At 34.2% G+C, this 19,570-nt stretch carries 17 protein-coding genes; all 17 read left to right on the top strand.

What is annotated here, in order from left to right:
- Positions 1 to 439: 439 nt before the first annotated feature.
- The 17 genes from L4F93_RS09080 to L4F93_RS09000 all read left to right on the top strand — a co-directional run bounded on the left by L4F93_RS09080 (position 440) and on the right by L4F93_RS09000 (position 19,538).
- On the top strand, positions 440 to 790 hold the full coding sequence (locus L4F93_RS09080; protein ID WP_250349975.1) for a hypothetical protein: 351 nt from the start codon (positions 440 to 442) through the stop codon (positions 788 to 790).
- 68 nt (positions 791 to 858) lie between these two features.
- Positions 859 to 1,401: a hypothetical protein gene (locus tag L4F93_RS09075; RefSeq protein WP_250349974.1), complete on the top strand. Its 543-nt coding sequence runs from the start codon at positions 859 to 861 to the stop codon at positions 1,399 to 1,401.
- A gap of 7 nt (positions 1,402 to 1,408) precedes the next feature.
- Positions 1,409 to 1,609: a hypothetical protein gene (locus L4F93_RS09070; RefSeq protein ID WP_250349973.1), complete on the top strand. Its 201-nt coding sequence runs from the start codon at positions 1,409 to 1,411 to the stop codon at positions 1,607 to 1,609.
- A 263-nt stretch (positions 1,610 to 1,872) separates the two neighbouring features.
- Positions 1,873 to 4,020 carry a type VI secretion system Vgr family protein gene (locus tag L4F93_RS09065; RefSeq protein WP_250349987.1) on the top strand — a complete coding sequence of 716 codons (2,148 nt, stop codon included), beginning with the start codon at positions 1,873 to 1,875 and terminating at the stop codon, positions 4,018 to 4,020.
- Between the two features lie 16 nt (positions 4,021 to 4,036).
- A complete protein-coding gene (locus L4F93_RS09060; protein ID WP_250349986.1) occupies positions 4,037 to 4,744 on the top strand; it encodes a hypothetical protein in 708 nt (235 codons plus the stop codon).
- A complete protein-coding gene (locus L4F93_RS09055; RefSeq protein WP_250349985.1) occupies positions 4,741 to 5,493 on the top strand; it encodes a hypothetical protein in 753 nt (250 codons plus the stop codon). The genes L4F93_RS09060 and L4F93_RS09055 overlap by 4 nt, the downstream gene beginning before the upstream one ends.
- A 557-nt stretch (positions 5,494 to 6,050) precedes the next feature.
- On the top strand, positions 6,051 to 6,704 hold the full coding sequence (locus L4F93_RS09050) for an IS1595 family transposase (RefSeq protein ID WP_250349984.1): 654 nt from the start codon (positions 6,051 to 6,053) through the stop codon (positions 6,702 to 6,704).
- Positions 6,705 to 6,746: 42 nt separating this feature from the next.
- Entirely contained in the window at positions 6,747 to 8,873 is a 2,127-nt protein-coding gene (locus L4F93_RS09045; RefSeq protein WP_250349983.1) for a type VI secretion system Vgr family protein, read from the top strand.
- Positions 8,874 to 8,883: 10 nt separating this feature from the next.
- Positions 8,884 to 9,813, top strand: coding sequence for a hypothetical protein (locus tag L4F93_RS09040; protein ID WP_250349982.1), 930 nt, complete (start codon positions 8,884 to 8,886; stop codon positions 9,811 to 9,813).
- The gene (locus tag L4F93_RS09035) at positions 9,810 to 10,625 is read left to right on the top strand and encodes a hypothetical protein (RefSeq protein WP_250349981.1); all 816 of its coding nucleotides are present in this window, start codon (positions 9,810 to 9,812) and stop codon (positions 10,623 to 10,625) included. The genes L4F93_RS09040 and L4F93_RS09035 overlap by 4 nt, the downstream gene beginning before the upstream one ends.
- A 170-nt stretch (positions 10,626 to 10,795) precedes the next feature.
- Complete coding sequence (locus L4F93_RS09030; RefSeq protein ID WP_250349980.1) at positions 10,796 to 12,931, top strand: type VI secretion system Vgr family protein; 2,136 nt, start codon at positions 10,796 to 10,798, stop codon at positions 12,929 to 12,931.
- Positions 12,932 to 14,356, top strand: coding sequence for a hypothetical protein (locus L4F93_RS09025; protein ID WP_250349979.1), 1,425 nt, complete (start codon positions 12,932 to 12,934; stop codon positions 14,354 to 14,356).
- Between the two features lie 915 nt (positions 14,357 to 15,271).
- Positions 15,272 to 15,850 carry a hypothetical protein gene (locus L4F93_RS09020; protein WP_250349978.1) on the top strand — a complete coding sequence of 193 codons (579 nt, stop codon included), beginning with the start codon at positions 15,272 to 15,274 and terminating at the stop codon, positions 15,848 to 15,850.
- Between the two features lie 946 nt (positions 15,851 to 16,796).
- Entirely contained in the window at positions 16,797 to 17,222 is a 426-nt protein-coding gene (locus tag L4F93_RS09015) for a hypothetical protein (protein WP_250349977.1), read from the top strand.
- 2 nt (positions 17,223 to 17,224) lie between these two features.
- Positions 17,225 to 17,764 carry a T6SS effector amidase Tae4 family protein gene (locus tag L4F93_RS09010; RefSeq protein WP_250349976.1) on the top strand — a complete coding sequence of 180 codons (540 nt, stop codon included), beginning with the start codon at positions 17,225 to 17,227 and terminating at the stop codon, positions 17,762 to 17,764.
- A 5-nt stretch (positions 17,765 to 17,769) separates the two neighbouring features.
- Positions 17,770 to 18,228, top strand: a complete 459-nt coding sequence (locus L4F93_RS09005) for a hypothetical protein (protein WP_115261407.1) — start codon at positions 17,770 to 17,772, stop codon at positions 18,226 to 18,228.
- A gap of 959 nt (positions 18,229 to 19,187) precedes the next feature.
- A complete protein-coding gene (locus L4F93_RS09000; protein ID WP_250349975.1) occupies positions 19,188 to 19,538 on the top strand; it encodes a hypothetical protein in 351 nt (116 codons plus the stop codon).
- Positions 19,539 to 19,570: the final 32 nt, after the last annotated feature.

Here is a 19,570-nt window from a genome sequence, read left to right as displayed (position 1 = left end):
GCCATTTTTTTTGCATTAATAATAATCGATATCAACCTAAATATAAAATATAGTATATTCGTTGATGAAACTATGGATCACACCCTTTACAAGAGGATATTTTCTTTTTTTTATTCTTGCAATCATATTCTGTCAATTCACTTTCTTTTTAGTTTTTTTTCAAAAAGAAGAAAATATTTTATTTTCTTATCTTTAATCACGCTCTCTCTATTAATTGGCGGATGGGCTTTCATAAATGCCACTAACTCATTTAAATCGAACATAGAAAGAGAGGTTATTTCGATATATCTTGAATATTTTTTATTATTTTTTATCTCTGTTTTGTTATTTATATCGAAGACTTATATTAAAATAAAAAATTGAAACTATATAAACAACATATATACATAAAGTCTATTCTTAGATTCCTAAAGGAGTAATATTATAGAAAGGAGTTAAAATGAGACTTATTCTATTATTTTTGTTTTTAAGCGTACCCTGCTTTGCTAAAGAAAAAGAGGTATTTTTAGACTTTAGAGATTATGCTTTAAAACTATGTTTAACTATAAACTACAAAGAGCTTGGCATTGAATTAAATGATGCTTCTAAGTTATCCGAAAATCATTCGGTACAGGAAATATATGATTTAATGAATTTTGTAACTCAAAAAACGAATGAATTTCATAAACAAAAATATATAATTCACATGGAGGAAAGAAAAGATATTATAGCTAATGATATATTCTTACAATGCATTAGTTTTTATAAATCAAAAGAGCTGTCTGATTTTGTTGAAAGTTTAGAAAAATAATAATTTATGCCGTATGCTCATTAGTAAAAATACTAAAGAACAAATTTTATTTTTAGAGTTAAGATGATATGCCAAATAAAAAGTTTTTATTAATACTTTTATTTTTTATAATTAATAATAGCAATGCATCCAACTTGCTTACACAAGTAAAAGAAAAACTTTCTAATGACGAGTTAGCTCTGGAGCAATTCCAATATTTAGGGACATTACATTGTCTAGATGTAAGAATAGGAATGGAAAAGAACTCATTATTCACTAATAAATATATACATCTTTATAATAACCTTTACCCCCTCCCTAGATTATTTAAAAGTAATAAATTACTGGAAAAATATATTATTATTGAAAAAGATGTTATCTTTCCAAAAAAAGGAGTTATGCTGGATAAATATTTCCACAATGACCTTAATTTCTGTTTAAAATTATATTCATCATCTAACATAAAAAAACAATACTTAAACTTTATCTCTAAAAAGATTAACTATATAGATGAAGATCCTGATTCTTCTGAATATGAGGATGAAAAAACTATAAGAGAAAATATGCTAGACTATATCAATAGAGGAAAATTAGACGTACATAGGTTTTTAGATGGGCTTCCAAAAGAATAAAAGAAAAATGAACAATAAGCAAACACAAGCCAACGGCATTATTCGCCAACAACGCTTTCTAGGTGCTTATTATAAATATCAAGTGGAAGTGGCTGGACAGTCTTTGAATGTGATTAGCCAACACGAATTTCCCTTACATAGTGCAGTGCAAATTGACTTAAAAAATGGCGTTACGCCGTTGTTATTTAGCGAAATGCTAGAGGGATAATTGTCGATAAAAATGCCATAAATGTATCCTTTATAATACATAAGCCTTTTGAAGCGGAAAATTTCCTTACAAATTATTTGCTCTTATTCGAAAGAGGCGATTTTTTAATCTATCATACCTTTGCGAAAAGGAGGGCAAGGTAATAAAAAATTGTTGTTGGAAGCATATATAGGTTGATTATCATACAATTTTCCAATTGTGGCTTTATTCAAGTTAGCTTATATTATCATCAATAAAAAACGAATATTTAATAAGGGATAACAATGAACACACTAAAATTCCCCGATTTTTCTGTTTCCAAAGGCCTCCACTTCACCCTTGAAGTGGGCCAACTGCCGCCTGACACCTTCCGTGTTGTCAAATTCGATTTCGAAGAAGGCTATAATTCCCTCTTTAAACTCTCCATTGTCGCGGCAACACAACATAATCAGCTTCCATTTGGTTCACTACTCGACTGCGCTGCAACCCTTTCCATCTGGCAGGATGGTGAGCGACAACGGAATATCTCCGGTATCGTCACACAAATCAAACTCGGTAAAACCGGTGAACGCTATACCTTTTATCACTTTACTATCTCCCCTCATCTCTGGCGATTAACCCAAAAAAGACGCTCTCGTATTTTCCAACATACCAGCATTGAAGATATCTTAAAAACCCTGCTGAGCGATTCCGATGTGCTTTTTCACACCATTGATATCGCCTACCGCACAAGACGGGAATATTGTGTGCAATACCGCGAAACCGATTATGAATTTTTCCAACGGATTATCGGTGAAGAAGGCTTGTTTTTCTTTTGTACGGAAGATGAACATAATCAAATTGACCGGCTCTTTATTTACGATGATGCCCATCGTTTATCCAAAGAAGATACCCTCTCCCTTGACTATAATGCCAATCCTACCGTATTACGCCAAGCCCCTCATCTCCGTACCTTCCAATGGACCGAACAAATTCGTCCTTCTGAAGTGTTGTTAAAAGATTACACCTTCAAAAAACCAAACTGGAATGCGGAATATGGCTTGCAAGGCACACAAGAAGAGATTCAATTCCAAGGAGACTACCCTTACTACGACTACCCTGGTCGCTATAAAAATGACAGTGGCGAACGCTTTGCCCAATATCGTCTCGACAGTTTACGCCGTGATGCTCATACGGGCGAGGGAGAAAGCAATCACCCAGCTTTAAGAATAGGCCAACTCTTACACATTCATCGCCATCCTCGTGCTGACTTCAATCAGCCTTGGCAATTAACTTACATTCAACATCATGGCGAACAACCGCAAGCCTTGGAAGAGGAAAGCCATTTTAGTCAACGTGAAAATACCACCTTTATCACTAATCGCTTTGAATGTCTTTCTCCGGAGAAAACTTTCCGTAGTAATTTCCCTCAAAAACCACAAATCTGTGGCACACAAACTGCGGTAGTCACTGGCCCCAAAGGGGAAGAAATCTTCACGGATTACCAAGGCCGGGTTAAAGTGAAATTTCATTGGGATAAAGGGGAATTCAACGATTCCAGAAGTTCTTGCTGGGTGCGTGTTGCTCAACCTTGGGCGGGGCAAAACTGGGGAATGCTCGCCATTCCGCGTGTTGGGCAAGAAGTGGTGGTGAGCTTTTTAGAAGGCGACCCTGACCAACCGCTGATTATTGGACGCGTGTATAATGAGCTACAAATCCCACCAGGTAATCTGCCTGCCACCTATACCCAAATGCACATTAAATCAAAAACCTACAAAGGGGAAGGTTACAACAGCATTCTCTTTGAGGATGCCGCGAGCCGAGAATTATTTGAAATGCATGCCCAGCGGGATATGACCACAGTGGTTGAGCATGACCAAAAAAATCACATTAAAAACCACCGCACTTTAACAGTTAACGGTAGCCAACGTACTCAAATTGACCAAGGCAGAACCACCCAAATCACCACTGGTAATGACATCAAAACTGTCTTAGCGGGAAACAATCTTGAAATCATCAGCTTACTTAAAGCCATTCAAGCTAAAGAGATTTTCAACGCGGCACACGACCGTATTGAGCTTGAAGTAGGCAAACAAACCAGCCTGACGATGGACAATGAAAAGATTCTCCTTCGCTTTGGTCAAAACACGATTTTGATGAATGAAGAAGGCATTTGGTTGGATGGTGTGCATATTGGAATGCAGGAGAAAGATATTCTACATCAAAATAAAACAGTAAATAAACAAAAGAAATACAGCCATTTTTTTATTGTTCAAGATAGTAATAATAAAGCAAGAAGAAATATCCCATATAAAATTTATGTAAAAAATAAAGTAATAATGACCGGATATACCAATGACAAAGGTGAAACTGAGGTGTTTTATAGTGACAATCAGGAGGATTTACATTTTGAAATAGATTATAGTTTAAGCGATATTAATTATTTTAAATAAGAGGAAAATAGATGCAATGAAAAAAACAATTGGTACGTTACAGGATAAAGATAAAAATTCTAACACATTACATATTGAGGATAGCTATGCATTAACCATAGGATTTGAAATAATTGATTTTGAAAAAAATTTTATAGATTTAGGGAACTTATATGGTAACACGGATAAATATCATTATGCAGTAAAGAGTCCTGGCCATACATTTATTTATTTGTCATATAATAATGAAATAACTAGTTTTTTTAGCTTAGGTCCAGAAGCCAGCAATAATGGAAATAATGGAAGTTATTTAAAAAAAATGCATGGAAAAGGAACTCCAGATTATTGGATTTCTGACGATGTATATTTATTTAGATTTCACCTCGAGCCAGATGAGTATATTAAATTATTAGAAAAAATAACAAGAGAAAGAGAAAGTATATTAAATGGAGAGAAATATTATAGAGTGGTTGGAAATCATACCTGCGCTTCTGCTGCAAGAGATATCATTACATCTATTTGGAGCAATTTTCCGAAAGGAGAAAGCAAAATTGTATTAATAGGAGATAGAGAAGGAATAGAATTTGTATATCCAATATCTGTAGTAAATCCATACGCATTTTATAATGATTTGGTTAAAGGAGGTTATAAGTACAGAAAAATTGATAGTAATATAAACATGTGGGATCTAATTATAAGAGGTGAAGATAGAAACGACCCCTATATAAACACAGGTGAAAAATGATGAGATCTATCTATTCACTGATTTTAATATTGTTTTTTTTAACAACTGATGGAAATACAATCATGGACTTTAAAAATATAAGAGAAAATAACAAATACACATTTAACTCAGATGTTGTAGAAATTTGCAGAAGCGAATACTTTACAGCAAACTTAATTAAATTTATAAAAATAAATATGGATATATTATCCATACCAGATGAAATTAACAAACTAAATAATGAGAAAAATATCATATTTAGATTCTACCCACCAAAAGTTATAAAAGATCCAATTCTGACAGGTGTTATGGATTATTATTTTATTATTGAATCACATACAGAAGAAAGACTAGGTAGCTATTTTACCTATCATAGCTGGATACATAGAGAAAAAGAAAATGAACCTTGGAAAGAAATTAGCATTTATGGATATTATCAAGAGTGGGATAAATATCAAGATTTTGGCAATTTTGAAAAAGAAGATTTTGAATCTTTAGGATTGACATTTAAGCAAAAAAAACTATTAAGGAGTTTGGATGAAACTGAATGGTTGAAATATTCCTCCACTAAGTATAAACAAATAAATACTGAAGTTTATAATAAAATTACCAAAAAGGCCTATGCTATTTATGAATTTGAAACAACAAAAAATAATATTAGATTAAAATTTAGCTTCACGGTTTCTAAAGAAAAATATTATGCAAATCCTAAAAATCAATCTCTGCCTTTTGAATGGTCACAATTGTTTATTGAAAGATTAGATGATTAGCGTAAAACATAATAAAACTTCTAAAGTTCAAAGAGCAAAGCATATTTGTTTACCCTGTACTCCTCAAACTTACCCAAGGAATGTCGGTATGCAATTTGTTACTTATTTAAGACAATATTTTCTTTTTTCATAGTGAAATAGGACTTGTCAGAGTAACAACAGAATCTGGCGCAGGGTATGATTTTTTATAAGAAAAAAGATATGCACAAGAATATTTTATATTGAGCCTGTTGGAACTGCAAAAGGAATTACCAATGAGAACGGAGAAACAGAGGAGGTTTATGTTTCAGATGAAGATGAAGATAATATTGATATAAAAATTGATTGGGACGCCTATTTTGGTAAGGAAGTAGATGAGTATAGCAAATAAGACTAAAAGACGGATGACAAATTTACACACCACAAAAATAGGCTGACAAAGCTTCTATTATGTACTGCTGTCTTATGGGGTGGTTACGAACTTATTGAGTTTTGGAAATACAGTATGTATTACTATGCCATGCCAGATAAAAAATTTTGGGGCTGTAGTAGATTAGCAACAATGCTATACTACAAAAATGAAGATAACATATTGTAAATTAAAGAAATCCATACAGAAAAAACTGCTTGAGTTTTTTGTCGCAGAAGTTACTGCAAGAACAGCAGCAAATTTGCTAGATATTCAACCGAATACAGCCGCTTTGTTCTACCATAAAATCAGGCTTGTGATTGGCTATCATTTATCCCTTGAAGTTAACGAGATTTTTGAGGGGGAAATTGAACTAGACGAAAGCTATTTTGGTGGTCATCGAAAGGGAAAACGAGGACGAGGAGCGGCTGGAAAAGTTGCTGTTTTTGGGTTACTAAAACGACAAGGAAAGGTATTTACTGTTGTGGTTGAAAACACCAAGAGTGAAACATTACTCCCTGTTATTAAAAGAAAAATCAAGCCTGATAGCTGGGTTTATACGGACACTTATCGCAGTTATGATGCTCTTGATGTGAGTGAATTTCACCACGAACGAATCAATCATTCCGAGCTATTTGCGGTGAAACAAAATCATATTAATGGCATTGAAAATTTTTGGACTCAGGTGAAGCGGATACTGCGAAAATATAATGGAATTAACCGAAAAAACTTTCCTTTATTCTTGAAGGAATGTGAATTTCGGTTTAACTTTGGGACACCAAAAGAGCAGTTAAAAATATTGCGAAAATGGTGTGAAATTTAGGGCTAATCTACTACAGCCCCAAAATTTTAATAAGGGATAACAATGAACACACTAAAATTCCCCGATTTTTCTGTTTCCAAAGGCCTCCACTTCACCCTCGAAGTAGCACAACTGCCGCCTGACACCTTCCGTGTTGTCAAATTCGATTTCGAAGAAGGCTATAATTCCCTCTTTAAACTCTCCATTGTCGCGGCAACACAACATAATCAGCTTCCATTTGGTTCACTACTCGACTGCGCTGCAACCCTTTCCATCTGGCAAGATGGTGAGCGACAACGGAATATCTCCGGTATCGTCACACAAATCAAACTCGGTAAAACCGGTGAACGCTATACCTTTTATCACTTTACCCTCTCCCCTCATCTCTGGCGATTAACCCAAAAAAGACGCTCTCGTATTTTCCAACATACCAGCATTGAAGATATCTTAAAAACCCTGCTGAGCGATTCCGATGTGCTTTTTCACACCATTGATATCGCCTACCGCACAAGACGGGAATATTGTGTGCAATACCGCGAAACCGATTATGAATTTTTCCAACGGATTATCGGTGAAGAAGGCTTGTTTTTCTTTTGTACGGAAGATGAACATAATCAAATTGACCGGCTCTTTATTTACGATGATGCCCATCGTTTATCCAAAGAAGATACCCTCTCCCTTGACTATAATGCCAATCCTACCGTATTACGCCAAGCCCCTCATCTCCGTACCTTCCAATGGACCGAACAAATTCGTCCTTCTGAAGTGTTGTTAAAAGATTACACCTTCAAAAAACCAAATTGGAATGCGGAATATGGCTTACAAGGCACGCAAGAAGAGATTCAATTCCAAGGAGACTACCCTTACTACGACTACCCTGGCCGCTATAAAAATGACAGTGGCGAACGCTTTGCCCAATATCGTCTCGACAGTTTACGCCGTGATGCCCATACGGGCGAGGGAGAAAGTAATCACCCAGCTTTAAGGATAGGTCAGCTCTTACACATTCATCGCCATCCTCGTGCTGACTTCAATCAGCCTTGGCAATTAACTTACATTCAACATCATGGAGAACAACCGCAAGCCTTGGAAGAGGAAAGCCATTTTAGTCAACGTGAAAATACCACCTTTATCACTAATCGCTTTGAATGTCTTTCTCCGGAGAAAACTTTCCGTAGTAATTTCCCTCAAAAACCACAAATCTGTGGCACACAAACGGCGGTAGTCACTGGCCCCAAAGGGGAAGAAATCTTCACGGATTACCAAGGCCGGGTTAAAGTGAAATTTCATTGGGATAAAGGGGAATTCAACGATTCCAGAAGTTCTTGCTGGGTGCGTGTTGCTCAACCTTGGGCGGGGCAAAACTGGGGAATGCTCGCCATTCCGCGTGTTGGGCAAGAAGTGGTGGTGAGCTTTTTAGAAGGCGACCCTGACCAACCGCTGATTATTGGACGCGTGTATAATGAACTACAAATCCCACCAGGTAATCTGCCTGCCACCTATACCCAAATGCACATTAAATCAAAAACCTACAAAGGGGAAGGTTACAACAGCATTCTCTTTGAGGATGCCGCGAGCCGAGAATTATTTGAAATGCATGCCCAGCGGGATATGACCACAGTGGTTGAGCATGACCAAAAAAATCACATTAAAAACCACCGCACTTTAACAGTTAACGGTAGCCAACGTACTCAAATTGACCAAGGCAGAACCACCCAAATCACCACTGGTAATGACATCAAAACTGTCTTAGCGGGAAACAATCTTGAAATCATCAGCTTACTTAAAGCCATTCAAGCTAAAGAGATTTTCAACGCGGCACACGACCGCATTGAGCTTGAAGTGGGTAAACAAACCAGCCTGACGATGGACAATGAAAAGATTCTCCTTCGCTTTGGTAAAAACACGATTTTAATGAATGAAGAAGGGATTTGGTTGGATGGCGTGCATATTGGAATGCAGGAGAAGGAAATTGAAAAAGAGAATTTTTTAACAGAAGGCATTCAACTCTACAGCCATAGCTTTATACTCCAAGATAAATCGGGTAACCCATATAAAAATATGCCTTACATCATACGTTATGATGGTAAAACCTTAACAGGTATCAGTGATAATGAAGGAAGAACACGTCCGATTTACACTCAAGACGAAACAAAAGTAGATGTACAAATTGATTGGGAAAAACTATAAGGAACAATAAATGATTACTCCTATTATTACAAAAAGCAAGACACAGCCCATTGAAAATAACAGCTATACGATACACGCTGAAGATGCTTATTTTCTTGTACTTGGCTTTGAGGTCAATAAATCACCTTTAACTAACCCTAATTTTGAAGAGGAAATGAAACAAAATCAAGAGGAAGATAATAAGCCTCAACGATCCGCTTATAAAAAAAGCTCTATAGAGGATGATGTTGTGGGAGATATCGGGTCAGAAATTTCTTTTCATAATGCATTAATTGACCCAGGACATGCATTTATGTATTTAGTTAAAAACCTAAATGCTACGATTTTCTTAAGTGTTGGGCCTTTAGTTAATGATGCTGAACGATTAGATGAATATAGAAAAGCCCATCAACTCCCTGACGAAGAACAGATTAATCAAATATTAGCCAAGCAGCCTGTCGCCCAATCAGGCTATAAAATAGGACATAACATTAGTCGTGCTTATGGAAGAGGAACCTCTGACTATCGGATACCAGAGAAAACATTCTTATTTAAATTAAAAATCACTGAAAAACAGTATGAAGCGATTTATAAAAATGTGGAGAGAATAAAAAAAGAAATAGAACAAGGAGAACGTTTTTATAATATTTTTGATAATCATACTTGCGCAAAAGTGGTAAGGGATGATGCGATTGCAAATATTTTACCTGACTTACCTTGGGGAAGAAGTGCTGTGATGACAGGGCATATTCAGGCAATTAATCCTTATGCTTTTTATGAACAAATGCAGGAGTATAAGAAGAAAGTAAGGTTTGTCAGAGAATTTGTTATTGACATGGCAGATAAAACAGAGGATGAATGGAGTAATTTCATTGAGGAAATTAGAAATGGAAATCACAAGAAACTGATATCATCCAAGATGCCAAAGGACATTATTTTAGAAAAGGGAGTAAGAAAATGAAAAAAATATTATTTGGACTCCTTCTATTATTTATATCATGGCATAGTGTCCCCATCGAGAAAAAATTAAAAAATGAAAAAGAGGATTTATATGAAAAATATATCAACGCAGAACAAATAAGAAAAATCAAAACTTATAAGTTTACACGAAAAAATGTAGAAGATTTTATATTTTTCCTTCAATGCTCTATTAATATTTTAGAAGATGGAAATATCTATTCTGTTTTAAATAAGCTAAATTATTCGTTTAAAGGAGGAGAAGATAGCCCCAAGAAACTCTTTGCTCCTATAAAAAATGGAAAAATCTATTACTACTACATTTTTCAAGATCCAATTAAAGAGCATAAAGGAGTTTCCGGACGTTACAGTGTATACTTTAAGAAAAAAGATAAAAAATACTGGAAAACCGCGACTATATTCCCTGTTGCAGAAAAAATGGCAATGAACTCAGAGTTTACTCAAAAAGATTTTAATGACTTTCATCTTGTGTTTAAGCATAAATATTTTTTAAAAGAATTACTTACTAATGATACTAATAAATATCTAGCAGGATATTCTGCCTATAGCCTCAGAGAGCCTGCACGTTTTGAGGAAGAGGAAAACAATTGCTATGCAATTTATCGATTTGAACGCAAAGATGAAAAAGCCCATCTCCAATTTGATTTTTGTGTGAGCCGCAATAATTACCAAGAAACGGATAAATACCCTTATCGATTTGGAAAAATTGTGATTGAACGGTTAGATGAGCCAAAATCACCTAATTATAAAATTGTGCCATACAAAGCAAAAACTTTACCAAATTGGGGGCAATAAGAATTATCAATTTCAATATGATTTGTTGAGTATTAAGCAATAGGCGAAAAACTACTGCGCTTTTGTCAGCATACCAAGAAAATCTCCTTTTCATTAATTGTGAATTCACCTAAGTTCATTTATATTATCAAGATAAATGAACCATTGCATATCAATGAAAAGGGTATCCTATGTACCGAAATGAGACTAAAATACCAACCTTCTCCGTTGCTAACGATCTCCACTTCACCCTCGAAGTAGCACAACTGCCGCCTGACACCTTCCGTGTTGTCAAATTCGATTTCGAAGAAGGCTATAATTCCCTCTTTAAACTCTCCATTGTCGCGGCAACACAACATAATCAGCTTCCATTTGGTTCACTACTCGACTGCGCTGCAACCCTTTCCATCTGGCAAGATGGTGAGCGACAACGGAATATCTCCGGTATCGTCACACAAATCAAACTCGGTAAAACCGGTGAACGCTATACCTTTTATCACTTTACCCTCTCCCCTCATCTCTGGCGATTAACCCAAAAAAGACGCTCTCGTATTTTCCAACATACCAGCATTGAAGATATCTTAAAAACCCTGCTGAGCGATTCCGATGTGCTTTTTCACACCATTGATATCGCCTACCGCACAAGACGGGAATATTGTGTGCAATACCGCGAAACCGATTATGAATTTTTCCAACGGATTATCGGTGAAGAAGGCTTGTTTTTCTTTTGTACGGAAGATGAACATAATCAAATTGACCGGCTCTTTATTTACGATGATGCCCATCGTTTATCCAAAGAAGATACCCTCTCCCTTGACTATAATGCCAATCCTACCGTATTACGCCAAGCCCCTCATCTCCGTACCTTCCAATGGACCGAACAAATTCGTCCTTCTGAAGTGTTGTTAAAAGATTACACCTTCAAAAAACCAAATTGGAATGCGGAATATGGCTTACAAGGCACGCAAGAAGAGATTCAATTCCAAGGAGACTACCCTTACTACGACTACCCTGGCCGCTATAAAAATGACAGTGGCGAACGCTTTGCCCAATATCGTCTCGACAGTTTACGCCGTGATGCCCATACGGGCGAGGGAGAAAGTAATCACCCAGCTTTAAGGATAGGTCAGCTCTTACACATTCATCGCCATCCTCGTGCTGACTTCAATCAGCCTTGGCAATTAACTTACATTCAACATCATGGCGAACAACCGCAAGCCTTGGAAGAGGAAAGCCATTTTAGCCAACGTGAAAACACCACCTTTATCACTAATCGTTTTGAATGTCTTTCTCCGGAGAAAACTTTCCGTAGTAATTTCCCTCAAAAACCACAAATCTGTGGCACACAAACTGCGGTAGTCACAGGCCCCAAAGGGGAAGAAATTTTCACGGATTACCAAGGCCGGGTTAAAGTGAAATTTCATTGGGATAAAGGGGAATTCAACGATTCCAGAAGTTCTTGCTGGGTGCGTGTTGCTCAACCTTGGGCGGGGCAAAACTGGGGGATGCTCGCTATTCCACGTGTTGGGCAAGAAGTGGTGGTGAGCTTTTTAGAAGGAGACCCTGACCAACCGCTGATTATTGGACGCGTGTATAATGAGCTACAAATTCCTCTGGGTAATCTGCCTGCCACCTATACCCAAATGCACATTAAATCAAAAACCTACAAGGGGGAAGGTTACAACAGCATTCTCTTTGAAGATGCCGCGAACCGAGAATTATTTGAAATGCATGCCCAGCGGGATATGACCACACTGGTTGAACATGACCAAAAAAATCACATCAAAAACCACCGCACTTTAACGGTTAACGGTAGCCAACGTACTCAAATTGACCAAGGCAGAACCACTCAAATCACCACCGGTAATGACATCAAAACCGTCTTAGCGGGAAACAACCTTGAAACCATCAGCTTACTTAAAGCTATCCAAGCGAAAGAGATTTTCAATGCAGCACACGACCGCATTGAACTTGAAGTGGGTAAACAAACCAGCCTAACGATGGACAATGAAAAAATTCTCCTTCGCTTTGGTAAAAACACGATTTTGATGAATGAAGAAGGCATTTGGTTGGATGGCGTGCATATTGGAATGCAGGAGACAGAAATCGAATTAGCTTCAAACCAATCGCAATATGAAGATAAAAAAATGACTTTACAATATGCAGATATCTATGGAAAATCCCCACAAGGAGAAGAAATCACCCTCACACCATCTAAATCGGGTCAGTCGCTTCAACTTACTGCAGATAGCCAAGGGAAAATAGAGATAGAAGGCACGAGTCTCAACTTTTTTACTGCAACTCAGTCAACAAGGGAGAAAAAGTAGATGTCATCAGCAGCGCATCACAATGAAACTTCAACAAGAAGAAAAGAAGTTCGCTATATTTTCTTACCTGGAGAACCTGTTGAAAAGCTCGCTCGTTCTTGTGATTACACTATTTTATTAGGCACTGTACAAGAAGTTGTGTTCAACTTCCAAACGAAACTATTTACAGATTTAACCGTTGAAATTCTCCCAAGTGAAAAAGATAGCAACAATTTTAGACTCAATGCCGTTTATGATAAACAAACCAAGAAATTAATACATGGCAACTTCTCTATTTCAAATCAAGGCATTCCCTACCGTGTCCAAGTGAGCCGATTTTTTGATGGCACATTTATTGTTCGCTCAAAAGATAAAGAACTGGGACGATACAAAACCACCAGAATAGGCATTCAGACCGAAGAAATAGAAAAACCAGATTTATGGCTAGAGCCTATGTATATTGGATTTTCAGATGTGCCAGACATCAATCAACTACATGGCATTCATAAGGCTCATCAACAAAGTGCTTATAAATGGGTAAAAACGCTTGATCAATTTAATCATCAGGAAGTATTTAAACCCCTCTATCAACCTGAACGCGTTCTTCAGGCTTTTGATGAATTATGGAAAGATAATGGTTATGCTTGCATCAAAAATGAGCCTGAGGAAGTTGGTGTATTCATTTTTTTAGAACCTAAGAAAATATTCAAAAATAAAATCAATGTTCCTCTATCAATTGATCCTTATGGAAGTATTGCCCATAAATATAAAATCGCTCAAGAGATTTCATTAAATGAATTAGATGAATTGAAACTAATTTTAAAACAAGGAGAATATGATGAATTAGAAAATATTTTGCAATACTATGGATTAATCTATCCGACTATTGATTATCTTTCATCTAATAAAAAGTTACTTTCTCTATCTAATAGAAAAATTCAGATAAAATGGGTTAAAGGATACGTTTGTATTGCATTTAAAGGAAGTATCCCAGCCCCTTTGCCTAGTGGAGGACTATCTAGTAAGAGCTATTCCAGTTTAGGAGGTTTTCATATCAGTAAAAATATGACAAGAACAAAATTCGCATTCCAAGAAGTAACAAATTTATCTAACACATTAAAAGGGACTTTTAGCAAATTGTCGACTCTTGCATTTTTCTTAGATGTATGGGGAGATTATGAAGATATTATGAATTCTCAAGAAGGGTCAAAAAGTATTGTTGAATTGCTTGGAAGGGTTGGCATTAATTTAATATCTGCTATTTTAGGATATTATTCATCTTCCTTTATAATATCAACCATCATGGCTGGATTAGCTACTGTAACTACGACAATACCAATATTCTTTGTTATTATGGGCGGCGCACTAATTATAACAGCCATATCTATAATATACTCCAAAGTTTCTAACCAAGGAAAAATTATTCTACACAAAGCATTTGAGTAACATAGCATGAGCAAATCAAAAATAATATTATTACCCCATAATAGAATATCTAAATACTCTTTAATTGCATTTTTTATGATGTTTATATTTGTATTTTCACATCAATTAATTATATATAATAGCTTTGAACATGGCCGATTAAAGCACATACTTTATACATATGTAACATTTGAGGCGATATACCTTTTATGTTTTTATCTACTACTTAATTTCCTGAATAAAAATGGCAAGGTAATACCGTCCATGATTATAAGAAGTGCATTTTTCAACATGCCAACCACAACTTTCATCTTGTTTTTTCCAACTGTTTTAATTCAGATTATCAATAACAAATATTTTTTAATATTCTTTTTCCTATACTTATTACTCACTCTCTTTATATCTTTTCTCTATACATATGAATATAATGATAACAATCTCATAGAAAGAAGTAAAAAACATTGGTTAAAAAAAGAAGAGAAGAATAACGAGACGCTATTTATAAATGATTACTCATTACCAAAACTACTACAGTGGAATAACATGTTTTTCTTAATTGGGTTTCTTCCAGCAACAGCATTAATCCTTTTTTATTTCATAGTAAGATTTAATCAAAAATATGACATCTATTATTCTACTGGCATAATGTTATTCACCACCACCTTTATATATCCAACATTTTGTTACTGGGGGATAATAATAAAAACCTACTTAAATAAAAAGAAAAAACACAAATAAAAATAATAGATTGAGTTATTTAAAGTCAAAAAAGAAGCTAATCTCTCAAAAATCCCCTTACAATACTATCCTTTTGGAACACCAGTCGAACGCTATAAAACAGCACAAACAGTTGAGGTAAGGGAATTAGAACATATCCTTGAAGATAAAGAATATAAGGAGCTTATAGAGATTCTCCAATATTACGCTAACGATGACATGGCTTTAGTTAAAGATACAATTGATTACACATTAGAAAATAAACATTGGATAAAAGCAATGAGTCATAAAGTCGAAGTAAAATGGATAAACGGATATTTAGCCATTGTATTTAAAGGAAAAACTCCTGCTTTTGGATTTAGATATGCTGGATTAGCGCATGAAAAATTAAAAGGTGTAACCGGAGGAATTCATATTAGTAAAAATATTAAACGGATTTGGCTATCCGCAAAAGAAGTACTATCCATCAAATCATTAGCTAAAGCAAATTTCTCCGGCCCATTAGCCGCAACAGGATTCGTGATTGATGTCATTTTGGATTATGATACAGTAGTGTTGGATGAATCAGGGAGTCGAGATATTGTAGAGTTATTAGGAAGAATTGGGTTATCTTTTTTGGGCGGAATAGCTACTGTGACGATAAGTTCTATATTGACTTCTTTAATATTATCTATTTCCGGATTTATGCCCGCTTTCCCTGTAATATTAATCTTCTTACTTAGTGGCGTTGTTATTGTCAGTATAGGTTATGCTATTAACCAAGCCATTGATTACATAAAGGATGAAACATGGAACTAAAATATTTAAACAAAAATAGTAGGTTTATTTTTAATAAATATAAAACAGGTGTAGGATCTTATAAATTTATATTAACAGTCTTTTTTATTTTTTTAATCATACAATATGCAATCCTCTTCTTTACAGACCTTAATATCCCAATAGAAAAGAAAAATAAGTTAATAGTGTTGTTTTTGATAGGAGAGCTTACCTATCTATTTTTATTCTATCTCATAACACAATTCCTTTCAAAAAAGAATAAATATTATTGCATTAATGTATCTTCATTCTACCATCTTTGGTATGGGATGCATGAGTATTGTATTGCTCTTTTTTCCAGCTTATGTTTTAAGTTATTTTCTATACCCTGAATTATACTTAAATCTTATTCTTATACTCTCTTTCCTTCTGTTTGTAGCAATAATTCACGTCATTAGAATCAATGAAGAAAAGTTAATTATAGATAGCCTTTCTATTTTTTCTGGTAAAAAATCTTCTAAAGAGATCGTAAGTTTAGATAACTTGGCAAAGAGTAAAATTTTAAAGTATGCCCTTTATATTATCTTAACCATTTTTATAATCAGTATGTTCCAATCTACTCGGAGTCGGCACGCAGAAAATGGACTTTACTATGTTCTCCAAACTGCAATTATAGGAAATTGTGCAATATTGTATTCAGATATGTGTTATGTATTACTCATAATCAAAATAGAAACAAAAAGATTAATAAAAATATGTAATAGCGATAATAAAAATCCAAAAATTAAATAAATATTGTAGAAGTTAAAACTTCTATATAAGCTACCTTTAACTAAGGTAAAAAAACAAACTTTTATAACATAGATAATAAATTATTTCGTTGTGAGCAACTCACCTCGGAAAACTATGATTTAATTCAAAAACACAATATAAAAACCATTATCAATAAGAGATTTTCAACGCGGCACACGACCGTATTGAGCTTGAAGTGGGCAAACAAACCAGCCTGACGATGGACAATGAAAAGATTCTCCTTCGCTTTGGTAAAAACACGATTTTGATGAATGAAGAAGGGATTTGGTTGGATGGCGTGCATATTGGAATGCAGGAGAAGGAGTTGCAAGTGCCGGATAATACTGGAGAGCCAAAACCAGATGGAGAAATTATTCAATTATATTGGTCTTATGGCGAGGAGTTAATTAAGTTAGAGGATCTTTCTCGTCATTATACGGACTTAAATTTACATATAGTCAAAGAGAATGGCAGAGTGGGCGATAAAGTCGAAGCTATAATTGAATATGAAACAGAAAATGGAAAAGAAAATGTGATTGTAAGCGGTATTATTGGCAATAATAGCGAAGCAGTCATAAGAAATGTTTTTGAAAAAAGAAATCTAAGTTTTAATAAGGAATAATTATGGCAACAATTACTGCTCGGGCAGGAAACAGAAAGCGCTCTATAAAGGTGAGAAGACCGCCTTGGGATAAGGTATATGAGGGATATCCTAAACGAGAAGATCCCACTTCAATAACAAATGAAAATGATGAATATGCTGAATTAGTATTTATATCAATAATGGGGGAGAATTATGACAGAAATATCTTTATAAATGCCTGTGCTACAAGATTATCCCTCGCTTTATTAAATGGAGGAATGAAACCACCTAGGAACTACCCAATTATAAAAGGAAAATTTGCAGGTAAAGGTGTGATTGTCAGTGCGGCAAAAATGATCGAATGGTTAAAAAAGCAGTTTGGTTCTCCGGAGGTTTTTATAAGATATCCAGAATCCTTGCAAGAAATACAAAATGCAATTGGAAACCGTAAAGGTATTTATGGCATGATAGCTAAAGACCCTAAATGGGCTAGTGGACATGTTACTCTATGGCATAAAAATAATGCAATTGGAGGACATAATTATTTTTTAGAAGCAAAAAAATATATTTCTGGGAGTTAAAATAAATGAAGAAATTAAATGTAATAATATTTTCACTACTCAGTAGTTTATCTGCATCAGGAAATTTAGAAAATATAAAAAAAGATTATGCCTCAGATGGCGAATTATATGGCCAGTTTTTAGACTTAGGAAATAGCGTCTGCCTAGATAATGTTTTATATTCACAAGGTTTTTATAAAAAAAATAACCATTACTTTTTTAAAAAACATTCTCAAACATTAAATGGTTTAAACTCTAAGTTTGACTATTACTATAAGTGGAGTGATATAAAAATAATTTTAAATAAATACTACAATGAAAACATTAACAACACTATTAAAAAATATAAATTAAAGGATGAATATTTTAAGTTGGAATATAGCTCTCCAACATTTATCTGTAAGGATCTATTTACTGATAATAAAAAACTAAAGAAGTTGTATAAGGATTTTATATATAAATATAATTTATCTGACTTAAAATAATTTTAAGTTTTAAAAGCGCGACTATAATAATTGAAATCGGGAATTAAATATTGAAATTGACCAAGGCAGAACCACCCAAATCACCACCGGTAATGACACAAAAGTAAAAGTTATAAAATATATAAAATCAATGACGCCTCATTAGATAAAACATAACTTTTTTTGAGGACTTATGATAATAGTAATGAACCACCTAATAATTTCAACAAAAAAGAGATATGTAAAAAATATGGAAAGGTTATAAACAAATATAATTTGTTTTATAGAAACTGCACAACAGTTACTATTGACTCATTAAAGTATGCTGGCACAAACATATTTAATATTGAATTAAAAGACTCTTCCGATAATATAGAATATAGATACAAAATAGAAGGAATCATTGCACCATTAGAATTAGGAAACTTTATGGAGGCTAGAAAAACATCCTCAACTAACATTAGTGACTTCACATCACAAATAAAGTCCTACTTCAACTAAAAAGAGATGAAATATGAAATACATACTATTTACAATCCTTGCCATTTTTTTTGCATTAATAATAATCGATATCAACCTAAATATAAAATATAGTATATTCGTTGATGAAACTATGGATCACACCCTTTACAAGAGGATATTTTCTTTTTTTTATTCTTGCAATCATATTCTGTCAATTCACTTTCTTTTTAGTTTTTTTTCAAAAAGAAGAAAATATTTTATTTTCTTATCTTTAATCACGCTCTCTATATTAATTGGCGGATGGGCTTTCATAAATGCCACTAACTCATTTAAATCGAACATAGAAAGAGAGGTTATTTCGATATATCTTGAATATTTTTTATTATTTTTTATCTCTGTTTTGTTATTTATATCGAAGACTTATATTAAAATAAAAAATTGAAACTATATAAACAACATATATACATAAAGTCTATTCTTAGATTCCTAAAGGAGTAATATTATAGAAAGGAGTTAAAATGAGACTTATTCTATTATTTTTGTTTTTAAGCGTACCCTGCTTTGCTAAAGAAAAAGAGGTATTTTTAGACTTTAGAGATTATGCTTTAAAACTATGTTTAACTATAAACTACAAAGAGCTTGGCATTGAATTAAATGATGCTTCTAAGTTATCCGAAAATCATTCGGTACAGGAAATATATGATTTAATGAATTTTGTAACTCAAAAAACGAATGAATTTCATAAACAAAAATATATAATTCACATGGAGGAAAGAAAAGATATTATAGCTAATGATATATTCTTACAATGCATTAGTTTTTATAAATCAAAAGAGCTGTCTGATTTTGTTGAAAGTTTAGAAAAATAATAATTTATGCCGTATGCTCATTAGTAAAAATA

Source organism: Avibacterium sp. 20-132 (assembly GCF_023611925.1).
Classification (GTDB): Bacteria; Pseudomonadota; Gammaproteobacteria; order Enterobacterales; family Pasteurellaceae; genus Avibacterium.
Note: the sequence above shows the minus strand (reverse complement) of the source record. Positions and strands in the feature narration are given on the sequence as shown.